Genomic DNA, 12,459 nt, shown 5'->3' with positions numbered 1-12,459 from the left:
CCACGACTCGAACCGGGCCCCACGGTCGGGGGACAAAACTTGACACCCGTCAGAATACCGCTAATCTGACGGTTGTCAGCAAACCTTCGGATGGAGCTGTCATGGCGAGGGCAACCCTCGGCGCGAAACCGCCGGAATGGCCGGCCGCCCGCAACTCGAAACCAGGCATCGTCGCGCAGTTCGGCGATGGTCGCGCCGCTCTCGTGGGCTGGGCGCTCACCACGGGAGACCCCCTCGCGGACGCGGTCGTCGAAGAGATCCACGCCGGTGGCCGTGACGTGCGCGCGAAGCTGCACGACGGCATCGAGCACGGGCTCGCCGGCGTCGACAACGCTCCGCCCGGCGTCGCCGCATTGCTCGAACAGACCGAAGCCGCACCCGCCTACGTCGACGACGCGCTGCTGGACGAAGGCTCGCTCCCCTTCTTCAACGCTCCCGCGCCGGTGCACATCATCAGCCTGGCCGCCGCGGCGCTGGTGCGCACCTACCAGTCGCCGTCGATCGCGACCGTCCTCGCGATGACCGGCCGCTTGGTGGACGCGGTCCCGCGGCGCCTGCGGGAGACCGGGCGCTGGGTGAACACCGCGATGCTTCCCGGCTCGCTGCGTCCCGGCCGCAGTGGATATGTCGCCACACTGCAGGTACGGATGATGCACGCGCACATGCGCAGACTCGCGCGCACCCGCGGCTACGACGAGAATGCCTACGGCGCGCCGATCAACCAGGTCGATCTCGTCCGCACCTGGATGGACTTCACCCTGGTCAGCTACCGCGCCGAAGAGGTCATGGGGTTCCCGCTCACCCCCGCGGAACTCACGTCGCTCTACCGGTACTGGTGGTACGTCGGGCACCTGCTCGGAGTGGACCCGCGGCTCATCGAAGGCATCGCCGGTCACGACGACGCCCAGCGGGTCGACGATCTCCTCCAGGCGGTCACCGGGCCGGCCATCCCCGAGACGGCGCGGCTCGCCGCGGCGACGCTGGAGGCCATCGCGGGAACGCTGAACGAAATGACGCACGTCCCGCACGGCCTGGCTCGGCAGGCCCTGCACGCGCTCGCCCGCCGGTTCCACGGCGACGCCGCGATGGACGAACTCGGACTGCCCCGCAGCGCCGTCGCGAACGCCCTGCTCTCCCCCGCCTTCCAGGCCGTCCGGACCCGGCACGCCCGGATGCGCCGCGATCCCGCCGCCCGGCGGAGGGCACAGCTGACCCACATCGAGGCCACGCGGGAGCTGACCGGGGAAACCGGTGAGCACCAGACCTACGAACACGCGACCCGGCCCGGTCTCGAACTCTGAAAGGAAAAAACCCATGCCGAAGTCCACACCGGACATCGAGGTGCCCGACCTGTCCGGCAAGCTCGCGGTGGTCACCGGAGCCAGTGACGGCGTCGGCCTCGGCCTGACCACCCGGCTCGCCGCGGCGGGCGCCGAGGTCGTCATGCCGGTCCGCAACCCGCGCAAGGGCGAGGCCGCGATCGCGAAGATCCGCCGTCAGCACCCCGATGCCGTGCTGTCCCTGCGGAACCTGGACTTGTCCTCTTTGGACTCTGTCGCCGCGGTGGCGGATGAGCTGAACCGGGACGGACGGCCGGTCCACATCCTGATCAACAACGCCGGGGTGATGACCCCGCCCGACCGGCAGACCACCGCCGACGGGTTCGAGCTGCAGTTCGGCACCAACCACCTCGGGCATTTCGCCCTGGTGGCCCGGCTGCTGCCGCTGCTGCGCGCCGGCAACGCGCGGGTCACCTCGCAGGTCAGCATCGCCGCCAACCAGCGCTCCATCAACTGGGACGACCTCCAGTGGGAACGCCGGTACAACGGCAACGGCGCGTACAGCCAGTCCAAGATCGCGTTCGGCCTGTTCGGGCTCGAACTCCAGCGGCGCAGCCAGGCCGGCGGCTGGGGCATCACCAGCAACCTCTCGCACCCCGGCGTGTCGCCGACGAACCTGCTCGCCGCACGACCGGAAGTCGGCCGCGGGCGCGCCACCCCGCTGGGCCGGATCATCCGTGCACTGGCCGCCCGCGGCATCCTGTTCGGAAAGGTCGAGTCGGCCCTGCTGCCCGCGCTGTACGCCGCCACCTCACCCAACGCCGAAGGCGGGTGCCTCTACGGGCCCAACGGTTTCCGGCACCTCTCCGGCCCGCCTGCCGAGCAGAAGATCTATTCACGGCTGCGCAGCGCGGAGGAGGCCCGCCGGATGTGGACCATTTCGGAGGACCTGACGGGAGTGAGCTTCCCGGCCGTGCACGAACCCGCCTGACGCCTCCGGAGCCGCGGCCGGAGTCAGCTGACGGAGCCGGATGGGCCTGGCCGGACTTCACGTCTTCTCCCAGCGGCGTGGTGGGCGGTCGGCGTGCGGTAACCCGGCGAGGAAACCGCCGAACAGGCGCGCCTGCCCGGCCACGAAGGCACGCCGCCGGAGGCCGAGTGCGCGCAGCGCGGCGCCGTGGTACCGGGTCCTGCGCGACGGTTCCGGCGACGCCCTCACCCGCGACGTCGCCGCCCGCGCGCTCGCCGACGAGGACCGGCACGCGCCCTTCCAGGGCACCGACTGAGCGCCGACGTCCGCGCGATGCCCCGCCCGGCGCGGTGGCTCGTGCGCACCGCGACACCGTGTCGCTCCAGCGACGCGGGATCGTCGGCGCCCCGGCGGCCTCCAGCAGGCACGCGAGCAGCCGTGCGTGGTTCTGCTCCTCGGCGACGAACAACCGCACCGCCGCCGCGTAGGCGGGATCACCGGTCCGTTCCGCGGCCCGGACGAGGTTCGCGCCGTCGCCGGATTCGCCGACCTGGAACCGTTGCAGGCTGCGCACCACGGCGGGACCGAGCCGGGCGCCGCGTGCCCAGTCCGGATCACCATCGGCGCGGCGCGCCCGCGCGGCCTCCTCGAATTCCGCCACCCATCCGCTGAACTCCGGCACCAGCCCCCTCCCGATCGCTTCGATGTCAGGACGGGTGACCATGGGGCAGGGTTGCCTGCCAACTGCTCACGCACCGTGACGAAGCGACCGCGCGACACTGCCGATCAGTTAAAATCTTTTCACGTTCCGGTCATGTTTCCGGCCAGATGATCAGTACGATCGGCTCAGGTTCCCCAGAGCAGAAGACTTGGACAACTCAATGCACGTACTGATCCTCATGCCGGCCTCGGCCGGGCAACTGTACCCCGAAGCCGGGCGCCGCATGGGCATCCGCACCACGGTGATCACCAACAACCAGGGCTTCTACCGGCTCGGCGACCACATCCGGGAGTTCATCGACGAGGTGTGCCCGGTCGGCACGCTCTCGCCCGCGGAGATCCGGGAAGCAGCCAGGGAGATCCACCGCCGCGAACCGGTCCACGCGGTCGTCGCCGGGGTGGAGTTCACCGTGCCGATCGCCGCGGAGGTCGCCGCGGAGCTGGGGATCCCGGGGATCGACCCGGCCGACGCGCTGGTGGTGCGCGAGAAGTCCGAGATGCGGGCGCGGCTGCACGAGGCGGGTGTGCGGGCCCCGGCGTTCGTCGTGGCCTCCTCGTCGCGGGAGGCCGCCGACGCGGGTGAGGTCGTGGGCTTCCCCTGCGTCATCAAGCCGGTCGGGATGCTGGGCACGATCGGCGTCCGGCGGGCCGACGGCCGCGACGACCTGGTCGCGGGTTACGCGGACATCATCGGCGAGACGGTGCCGATGGGCGACAGGCTTCCCGGCGCCACCGTGGTGGTCGAGCAGTACCTGCGGGGCAAGGAGTTCTCCGCCGAAGGGTACGTCGAACGGGGGCGGGCCACGGTACTGGCCATCACGGAGAAGTGGCTGGGCCGCGAACCGCACTTCCAGCAGCAGGGCCACATCGTCCGCCCGGCCGCGCAGGTCCCCGGCCACGAGGACGTCACCGCTTACCTCGATCAGGTCACCCGGGCGCTCGGCCTGACGACCGGCCCCTTCCACGCCGAGTACCGCCTGACCGCGGAAGGACCGACGCTGGTCGAGATCGCGGGCCGGATGGGCGGCGACCAGATCGCGGCGATGGTCGAAACCGTCACCGGGCTGTCCCTGGCGCAGGCGGCGATCGCGACGGCCGCGGGCGTCGAGGTCCCCGCCCCGGGCACCCCCACGGCGTCGGCGGCCGGGATCCACTACGTCATCGATCCGGCGCGCTTCGGCGCCACCTACCGCGCGCTGGAGGGCTGGGACGAGGCACTCGCCCTCCCCGGCGTGCGGCGTGGCGGGATCGACATCCCGGCCGGTCAGCCGATCCCGGACCGGCCGGACATGCGGTCGCGGATCGCCCACGTGATGTTCGAAGCCGGCTCCTACGACGAGGCCGTGGCGTTGCGGCGGAAGCTCGAGGAGACGATCAGAGTTGTCGGCTGACCCGGCGCTCACGGCGCCCGTCGCCGCGCCCGGGGCGGACTCGCCCCGCACGCTGTACGTGTCCGTGGTGGCGCGCGCGGCCAACCGCCTCGCCACCGAGACGCTCACCTTCGCGATCCCGCTGCTGATCTACAGCGCCACCCAGAGCCTGGCCTGGTCCGGTCTGACACTGGCGCTGGAGTGGCTGCCGCGGCTGGCCGGAATCCCCGCCGCCGGACCCCTGGTGGACCGCTACGGCGCGCGCCGGTGTCTGGTGATCGCCGAGATCGCGCGGGTGATGCTGCTGCTCGGCGCGCTCGCCGGTGTGCTGCTCGTGCCCGCCGCGTGGCTGGTCCTCGTGCTCCTCGCACTCGCCATCGGGGCGTTCGGCCAGGCCTCCTACATCGCGGTGGAAAAGCTCGGGGTGCAGATCAACGGCTCCAAGCCGATCGCCTGGACCCAGTCGGTGCAGGCCGGGATCGACCAGACGGCGATGGTCGCCGGACCGTTCGTCGCCGGGGTCCTCGTCGTGTGGGGCCCGGTGTGGACGCTGGCCGCGATGCTGGTCCTGGTGCTGATCAGCATGGTGTTGTGCCGCAGGCTGCCGGAGCAGGAGTCCGGCCCGCGGTCGCGGCGGTCCGCGTGGGAGGAGCTGACCGCCGGGGTGCGCGGTGTCCGGCGCAATCCGGCGCTCGTCCACATCGTCCTGTCCACCGCGGCGTTCAACCTGCTGGCCGGGCTGATCCTGGGCATGACGCCCGCCTACGTGGAGGACCGGTTCGGCCTGACCGCCTCGTCGTCGAGCATCGTGCGCACCGCGGGCGCCGCCGCCTCGCTCGCGGTGATCCTCGTGATGACCCGGCTCGCCGCACGGCTGGACATCGTCCGGGTCGGGCTGGTCAGCGGGTTGCTGGCGTGCGCGGGGGCGGTGGCGGCTGGCCTGTCACCGGGCTTCGCGCCGTTCCTGGTGTGGACGTGTGTGTTCCTCGGCGCCGAGGGCGCGTTCGCCTGTTTCCTGCGCATCGCGCGGGCGCGGGTGATCCCGGTGGCCGAGTTCGGGGTCACGGTCTCCGCGGTGGTGCTCCTCGTGCAGGTCCCGTACCCGATCGCGGGCGTCCTCCTCGCGGCCACCCCGCTGGGGAACGTGCCGCTGTTGATGGCCGCGTGCGTGCTCGCCTGTGTCGCCGTGACGCTGTTCAGCTTCTCCCGTCTGCGGCGGTTGCCGTCCTGACGCCGCCCCCGCGGTAACGGTCGATCTCGCGGGCGAGAGCGCCGGCGAGTTCGTCCGCCGTGCGGGTCTCCGCGTAGTGGCTCACGTAGTCGCCGCCGGGATCCATGAGGAAGGTGAACGAGGTGTGCGGCACGCGGTAGTCGTCGAGTTCGTCCGCCCGGCGGGCGAAGACGTGGTACGCGCGCTCGGCCGCCTCGATTTCCGCCGTGGTGCCGGTGAGCCCGGTGTAGCGGGGGTGCCGGTCGCGCAGGTACGCGGCCAGCACCTCGGGCGAATCGCGGTCGGGGTCCACGGTGATGTACAGCGGCTGGATTTCGTCGGCGTCCGGCCCCAGCAATTCGAGTGCGCGGCTGTTGCGGCCCAGCACCGCGGGGCAGATCTGCCCGCAGTGGGTGAAGCCGAAGAAGACGAGCATGAACCGGCCGCGGTAGGTGCCGGGCGTGACCCGCGCGCCCAGGTGGTCGGTGAGGTCGAAATGCCCGCCGACGCGGGCGCGGCTGGAAGACATGTCGGCGTTCTCCTTGGTCACGACCAGTGCAGGGTGAGTGTCGTCTCGGCGTCCAGCGCCGTGGTGATGCACAGCGTTCGTCCTGCCACGGCAACGCGATCCGGATTGTCGCTGTCGGCGACGACGACCCCGTCGAACCGGAGCGTCCACGGCCGGGACGGTGCGTTGGCGATGGTCAGCGAGATGTCGCCGCGCTGCCCGTCGCGCGGGCGCGCGGTGAGCAGCAGTGTGCGGCTGTCGTGGTGGTAGTAGGCGCGCCGCAGGTCGAAGTCACCGTCCTGAGTGGACACGTGCGGCTCGGCGAAGTGCTCGGCGGTCCACGGCCGCTGGTAGAGGGACCAGAGACCGTCCGGCACGTTGAGCCGGGAGTAGCCGAGCAGGGCGTTGCCGGTCATGGCGTCGACCTGGATCCGGTTGCCCTCGGAGTCCCAGGACCGGTCGTTGCGCGGGTAGTACAGGCCGCCGTTGTCCCAGGTGGGGTTCAGGAAGCGGTCGGCGTGGGCCAGCAGTCCGCGCAGCCGTTCGTCCCCCAGTTCGGACAACGCGGCCGCGACAAAGCCGAACGTCGGGTCCACCACCGCTTCGGTGGTGTCCTGGGGCAGGTCCGCGGGCTCACCCGCGTCGAGGGCGGCGCGGACCTTCGGGACGACGGAGGGCGCGTAGGGCGAGATCGTGCCGTCCGGTCCGGTTTTCAGCGTGCCCCGCACCTGCCGGGGGAAGAGTTCCCGGACCAGGTCGCGGTTCCAGGTGTTCATCACCGAGGCCACCCACGCGTCGTTCGTGATGCCCCGTGGCGGGACCAGCTGGTTCTGCCGCACCATCAGGAACGGGTGGTAGGAACCGTTGCCGGCGTAGAGGCCCCGGCGCTCCCAGGCCGCCGCGTAGGCACTCGTCGCCTCCTCGGCGCGGGCCGTGCCGTCGCGGACGTCCTCGAACCGGAAACCCAGCATCGGGAACTGGTTGCAGACGATGAAGATGCAGTTGGGTTCGCAGGCCACCCCCAGCCACCCGTTCTCCACCATCTGCCAGTAGATGGCCTCCCCCAGGCTCGACCGCCGGTAGACGTGGCTTTCCGGGGCCAGGCCCTGGAAGACCGGGTTCCACTCGAACGTCAGCGCACCGGGGCGGTCGTAGCGGTCGTCGTCGAACAGCACCGCGTGCAGCGCGGTCATCGCGTACAGGTGACCGCTGTACATGATGTTCTCCCTGACCACCGGATCGGTCCAGGGTTCGCGCAGCTCCTCGATGTCCGGGTCGAGAACCCTGGCGCCGCGGCTGGTTTCCTTCCAGTAGCCCCAGACGTCGCGGCGCAGCATCTTCTCGACCGCCTTCTCGAAGGCCGGTTTGACCGCCGAGGGCGCGGCGGGCAGCCAGTGGTAGTGCGCGAGGCCGAGCGTGTAGGCGAAGTACGCGAGCTGGTAGCGGTAGGCGTCGAACAGCTCCTGTCCCGGATCGACGCCGCCCATCTTCGACCAGTCACCCGGCACCTGGTGCACGAGGTTTTCGATGTGGCGCAGGTGGCCGAGCTGGAGGTCGTCGAGGGCCGGAACCCGGTCGAGATCGATGCCTGCCGCCGGATCGCCCGTCACGGAGATCACGGTGCCTCCTCCCGAAGTTCCACCTTCCCTGACAGTTGTCAGATTAACTCGATGCCGACGTCTGTCAAGTTTCGTGCACGATCGTGGAACCCGTAGTCGATCAGTAGCGGAGACATCCACCCGGCACGACCGCGCCGGTATCCGCCAGTGCTCTGTCAGGCGGTCGTCCGACGATGCTGGTGGCTGCTCCGCACCGGAGTTCGCCGCAGTTTCACGACCACCCTCGGAGGTTCCTCGTGCAACGAAAACTGGCAAGACTCTTCGCGACCTCGGCACTGGCGGTCGCGGTCACCGTCACCGGCTGGACCGCGACCGCGGCCGTGGCCGGCGCCACCCCACCGCCGTCGGACACCGGCACGGCGACCGCCCAGGACGTGTGGATCGCGTGGAAGGTCTACTCGAGCTACGAGAGCTGCCGGCAGGCCGGCCGCGACATGATCGGGGTCGGCGCGGTCGTCGACTACCGCTGCACCTGGGACAGCCCCAGCTGGCTGCTCGAACTCCGGATGGTGGGCTGACGCGCGCGGTGTGACCGGTCCCGGGTGGGCCGGTCACACCGCCGCTCGCCCGGCGGGTCAGGTGCCGGTGCTCCGGTCGGTCCTGGGGGTGAAGCGGAGCCCGGTGTGGAGGCCACGGGATCGTCCGGGCGCCGCCGGGAGGTCGGCGAGGAGGCTGGTCCGGCCGTAGAACCCGGTGGTGTCCCGCAGGTCGGCGCCTTGGCGCAGGAACAGACCGGGCGCCACGGAGGTGTAGATGTCCGTCGACGAACTGGGCGTTCCGTACGCGGCCAGGATGCGGTCCAGGTCGTCGTCGGCGGTGTAGGGCGGGGTGGTCGTCCGCACGAGCAGATCCCCGTCCTGGACGCTGGTGGTCACGGACCGGTGGAAGGCGGCGTACTCACCGGCCACATCCGGGTCGGCCGACGCCGGGGCCGGGGTGAACGGGAGTGCGGCCCGCCTGCCGGTGAGGTGCTCGATCACCGTGGTGTGCAGCGTGTCGTTGAGTGCCGTGGCGGGGCCGCTGACGAAGGTGACGACGACGGCGTCGTGCTCCGGGACGATGCAGAAACTCGACGTGCCACCCGGGGACCCGCCGCCGTGCCAGGCCGCGGTCGTTCCGGCGATGGGGACCAGCCACCAGCCGAGCCCCATCGGCGGCGCCTGCGGCAGTCCGAGGTCGGCGCTCGGGGTCCGCATCCGCGTGACCAGCCGCTCCGACAGCACCCGCGTACCGTCGGGGGCCAAGCCACCGGCCAGGTGCATGCGGCCGAACGCGATCATGTCGTCGACGGTCACGATCGGTGTCGCACCGGCACCGGCGGCCGACTCGGGCAGGCTGAACAGCGAGGTCGCCCGCAGTTTCCCCGGCTCGCCGGAGGAGAACGCGCCGATCGCGGTGGGACGCAGGAAAGCCTGGGTCTGCACCGCGGTCGCGTCGGTCATGCCGCACGGGTCGAACAGTTCGCTCTGGATCGCCCGCTCGTACGGCAGTCCGGTGTGGTTCTCGATGATCCGCGCCGCGAGGACGAACCCGGGATTGGAGTAGTGCACACCGGCACCGGGCTCGAAGACGCAGCCGAAGCCGGCCAGCTCCGAAACGTACGAGCGGGTCGCGTCCCGTCCGCGCACCGAGGCGGGCATCAGGTCGTCGGCGTCGATACCGTTGGTGTGGTTGAGAAGCATCCGCACGGTGATGGCCTCGGCCGCGTCCGCGTCGGCGAGGGTGAACTCGGGGACGTAGCGGCGCGCGGGCGCGTCCAGGTCGACCACGCCGACGTCGACCAGCCGCAGCAGGGCCGTCGTGGTCAGCACCTTCGTGACCGAGCCGAGCAGCCACCCGGTGTCCGTCGAGAACTCCTGGCCCGTGTTGAGGTTCGCGCAGCCGTGCGCCAGGGCGAACCGGTCGCCGCCCACCGCGACGCCGATCACCGCCCCGGCGACACCCGTCGCGGGCGACTGGGCGCCGAGGATGCCGGCGATCCGGTCGCGCAGGGAATCCAGAACTGCCACGGGTGTTCCTCCTACTGCTGTGAATCGCTGGAGGCGACGGCCTGCAGCTCGACTTTCAGGCTGGGAAAGGCGAGTGCGACACCGAGGGCGTAGCGCGCCGGGTGGTGCCGGGCGAAGAACTCCGCGTAGACGCTGTTGAACCCGTCGAGATCGGCCACGATGTCGGCCAGGTAGACGCGCACGATCCCGACCCGGTCCAGTGACGAGCCCGCGCCGCGCAGGATGGTGTCCAGGTTGGACAGTGCGATCCGCGCCTGCTCCTCGATCGTCTCGCCGACCACCTCGCCGGTGGACGGGTCGATCGGCAGGATACCGGCGGTGTGCACCGTCCCGCCCATGCGGACCGCCGCCGACAGGGGCAGGTTCCCGTGGTCCAGCGCGTTGCCGAGGCGGATCAGTTCAGTGCTCATCGTGCTTGCGTCCCTTCCGGAACCGCTCGGGGGTGAACGGGCGCAGGACACCGGGAGAGCTGCCCGTGGTGATCAGCTCGGCTAGCGTTTCACCCGTGGCCGGCGCGAGGGTGATGCCGAGCATGGCGTGCCCGGTGGACACGTAGACGTTGGCGTAGCGGCTCGACCGGCCGATGACGGGCAGACCGTCGTAGGTGAGCGGGCGCATCCCGCCCCAGACGTCCTCGATCGGCCCGCCTGCCCAGTCGCCCAGGTAGGTCCGGGCCTGTTCGGCGATGGCCCCGACCCGGCCCTGGCGGATCTTTTCGTCGAGACCGCCGAGTTCCATGGTCCCGGCGATGCGGGTACGGCCGTCGGCGTAGGAGCTGACCCCGACCTTCGTGTCGCCGAAATACAGGGGGTGGGCGGGCGGGTTCTCCGTCCGCACCGTGAAGCTGTACCCCTTGCCGCCCTGGACCGGCACGTCCACGCCGAGCTTGCGGGCCAGCGGCTTCGTCCAGGCCCCCGCGGCGAGCAGGACGCGGTCGGCTTCGATGCGCTCCCCGTGGGAGATCGCGGCGGTCACCCGGTCGCCCCTCGTCTCGAAACCCGTGACCTCCAGTCGCTCGCGGATGACCGCACCACGGTCGAGCAGCCGGTCGGCCAGCCCGCGGGTGAGCGTCCGCGGGTCCACGTGCCGTTCGCCGGCGAGCAGGAAACCCGCCGACACCCGCGGGGACAGAGCCGGCTCGAGCCGTCGCATCGCGGACGAATCGAGCGGGACGTGCGGAACCTCGTAGCCGAACCTCGCCAGTTCCCGCAGCGACGCGAGTTCGTGCGCCGCGCCCTGTTCGGTCAGGAACGCGAACAGCAGGCCCTTCTTCCACATGTCGAACTCCACACCGTCCGCGCGGAGTTCGTCGAACAGCGGCATCGTCCTGCGGTTGAGTTCCGCCATCGCCGCGAGGCCCGCCGCGTGGTCGCGCCGGTTGCAGTACCGCCAGAAACGCCACAGCCACAGCGCCAGTGCCGGATCGAGCCGGGGCGGGATGAACAGCGGCGAACTCGGCTTGGCGATGTTTCGCAGCGCGTACCGCCGGACCCACGGCGCCGGGATGGGCGCGGACAGCATGGGCGTGACCCACCCGGCGTTGCCCCGCGAGGCGCCGTCGCCGACGTGGCCGCGTTCCAGGACGACGACCTCGGCACCCGCGCGCTGCAGGAAGTAGCCCGCCGCGAGGCCGATGGCCCCGCCGCCCACGATGACGACCCGCTCACCGTCAGCCACGGGACCCTCCGGCCGGTGCCGTCATGACGTCCCGGAGCACGCGCAGCACGTTCTCGCCCAGGACCTTGCGGATGTCGGATTCGGCGAACCCGCGCCGCACCAGCGCCTCGGTGATCCTCGGCAGGTCCGAGGGGCGGGCGACCTCGGCGTGCCCGGCGGTGGTCACCAGATCGGGCGGGATGATCCAGCCGCCGAAGACCTGCTGGTAGTAGTCGTCGATGAAGTCGGGGCCGAGACCGACGTGGTCGATGCCTGCCACCTCGGCGATCCGCTCGATGTGGTCGACGACCCGGTCGGCCGTCGGATGCCGGGCGTCGATGAAGAACGGGATCGCCGCGGCCACCCCGATGACACCGCCGAGCCGGGCGATCTGCCTGATGTGGTCGTCGTGCAGGTTGCGGTGGACGTCGGTGATGCCGAGGCAGGCCGAATGGGTCGCCAGGAACGGCCGCGTGGCGAGTTCGAGCACGTGGTCGACACCACCGAGGCCGAGGTGGCTGATGTCGAAGACGATGCCGAGCTCTTCCATCTCACGCAGTGCCTCGATGCCTTGCGGCGTGAGGCGGCTCCGTGAAGTCGTGTCGAGGCCACTGCCGTCGGCGAGGAACGTGCGGCCGAAGTGGGCCATGGACACGACCCGGACGCCCACCCGGTGCAGGGTGCGGACGAGCGCGACGTCCTGCCCGATCCCGTGCGCGCCTTCGAGCGCGATGACGAGGGCGATCTTGCCCGCGGCGACCGCCGCGTCGATCTCGCCGCCGGTCAGGCACACCGCCACGTCTTCGCTGTGCTCGGCGGCGAGGCGGTGGATGCGCTCCACCAGCAACAGCGTGCGGCGCAGACCGCCCTCGGACTGGAAGGCCGGTTCGAGGCAGATGGGCAGGATCTGGACGTCGACTCCCCCGGCCCGCAGTTCGGGCAGCCAGAAGTCCTTGAAGTGACCGGGCCGATCGCGCTGGTCGAAGTGGTCGACCAGCAGGATGAGGTCGTTGTGGCAGTCCACCACCACGGCGTCCTGGTGCAGAGACATGACCATCCTGGGGGTTGCGGATCCTCTGGGATCTCGCCAGCGTAATGGCCCTCACGCCCGCGCGGG

Annotated in this window: 13 protein-coding genes; 7 read left to right on the top strand and 6 right to left on the bottom strand. The window is 71.0% G+C overall.

Going from position 1 to position 12,459, the window contains the following annotated elements; all coding sequences use genetic code 11:
- The first annotated feature begins 101 nt into the window (after positions 1-101).
- The 6 genes from HNR02_RS20455 to HNR02_RS20430 all read left to right on the top strand — a co-directional run bounded on the left by HNR02_RS20455 (position 102) and on the right by HNR02_RS20430 (position 5,571).
- Positions 102-1,301 carry an oxygenase MpaB family protein gene (locus HNR02_RS20455; RefSeq protein ID WP_179774742.1) on the top strand — a complete coding sequence of 400 codons (1,200 nt, stop codon included), beginning with the start codon at positions 102-104 and terminating at the stop codon, positions 1,299-1,301.
- 13 nt (positions 1,302-1,314) lie between these two features.
- Positions 1,315-2,271 (top strand): SDR family oxidoreductase, encoded by a 957-nt coding sequence (locus HNR02_RS20450; RefSeq protein WP_179774741.1) that lies wholly within the window; start codon positions 1,315-1,317, stop codon positions 2,269-2,271.
- A 40-nt stretch (positions 2,272-2,311) separates the two neighbouring features.
- The gene (locus tag HNR02_RS35095; RefSeq protein WP_218903013.1) at positions 2,312-2,566 is read left to right on the top strand and encodes a ferritin family protein; all 255 of its coding nucleotides are present in this window, start codon (positions 2,312-2,314) and stop codon (positions 2,564-2,566) included.
- A gap of 126 nt (positions 2,567-2,692) precedes the next feature.
- Complete coding sequence (locus HNR02_RS20440; RefSeq protein ID WP_179774740.1) at positions 2,693-3,082, top strand: hypothetical protein; 390 nt, start codon at positions 2,693-2,695, stop codon at positions 3,080-3,082.
- A 49-nt stretch (positions 3,083-3,131) separates the two neighbouring features.
- Entirely contained in the window at positions 3,132-4,361 is a 1,230-nt protein-coding gene (locus HNR02_RS20435) for an ATP-grasp domain-containing protein (protein ID WP_179774739.1), read from the top strand.
- On the top strand, positions 4,351-5,571 hold the full coding sequence (locus HNR02_RS20430; RefSeq protein ID WP_179774738.1) for an MFS transporter: 1,221 nt from the start codon (positions 4,351-4,353) through the stop codon (positions 5,569-5,571). The genes HNR02_RS20435 and HNR02_RS20430 overlap by 11 nt, the downstream gene beginning before the upstream one ends.
- Here the strand turns inward: HNR02_RS20430 and HNR02_RS20425 are convergent.
- Together HNR02_RS20425 and HNR02_RS20420 are read right to left on the bottom strand one after the other, a co-directional pair.
- Positions 5,537-6,079, bottom strand: a complete 543-nt coding sequence (locus HNR02_RS20425) for an SCO family protein (protein ID WP_179774737.1) — start codon at positions 6,077-6,079, stop codon at positions 5,537-5,539. The genes HNR02_RS20430 and HNR02_RS20425 overlap by 35 nt on opposite strands.
- A gap of 17 nt (positions 6,080-6,096) precedes the next feature.
- Positions 6,097-7,677 carry a linalool dehydratase/isomerase domain-containing protein gene (locus tag HNR02_RS20420; RefSeq protein ID WP_179774736.1) on the bottom strand — a complete coding sequence of 527 codons (1,581 nt, stop codon included), beginning with the start codon at positions 7,675-7,677 and terminating at the stop codon, positions 6,097-6,099.
- 236 nt (positions 7,678-7,913) lie between these two features.
- Here HNR02_RS20420 and HNR02_RS20415 point away from each other — a divergent pair, with 236 nt between their 5' ends.
- Entirely contained in the window at positions 7,914-8,195 is a 282-nt protein-coding gene (locus HNR02_RS20415) for a hypothetical protein (RefSeq protein ID WP_179774735.1), read from the top strand.
- A 57-nt stretch (positions 8,196-8,252) separates the two neighbouring features.
- On the opposite strand, the gene HNR02_RS20410 is transcribed toward HNR02_RS20415, so the two are convergent.
- Genes HNR02_RS20410 through HNR02_RS20395 form a run of 4 tightly spaced genes read right to left on the bottom strand, consistent with a single transcriptional unit; the run spans position 8,253 to position 12,393 of the window.
- The gene (locus tag HNR02_RS20410) at positions 8,253-9,686 is read right to left on the bottom strand and encodes a serine hydrolase domain-containing protein (protein ID WP_179774734.1); all 1,434 of its coding nucleotides are present in this window, start codon (positions 9,684-9,686) and stop codon (positions 8,253-8,255) included.
- Positions 9,687-9,697: 11 nt separating this feature from the next.
- Entirely contained in the window at positions 9,698-10,096 is a 399-nt protein-coding gene (locus HNR02_RS20405; protein ID WP_179774733.1) for a RidA family protein, read from the bottom strand.
- Positions 10,086-11,363 carry an NAD(P)/FAD-dependent oxidoreductase gene (locus HNR02_RS20400; RefSeq protein WP_179774732.1) on the bottom strand — a complete coding sequence of 426 codons (1,278 nt, stop codon included), beginning with the start codon at positions 11,361-11,363 and terminating at the stop codon, positions 10,086-10,088. Before HNR02_RS20400 ends, HNR02_RS20405 begins: the two co-directional genes overlap by 11 nt.
- On the bottom strand, positions 11,356-12,393 hold the full coding sequence (locus HNR02_RS20395) for a dipeptidase (RefSeq protein ID WP_218903012.1): 1,038 nt from the start codon (positions 12,391-12,393) through the stop codon (positions 11,356-11,358). Before HNR02_RS20395 ends, HNR02_RS20400 begins: the two co-directional genes overlap by 8 nt.
- Positions 12,394-12,459: the final 66 nt, after the last annotated feature.

This window comes from Amycolatopsis endophytica, assembly GCF_013410405.1.
Lineage (GTDB): Bacteria > Actinomycetota > Actinomycetes > Mycobacteriales > Pseudonocardiaceae > Amycolatopsis_E > Amycolatopsis_E endophytica.
This window is presented reverse-complemented; position numbering and strand designations above follow the sequence as displayed.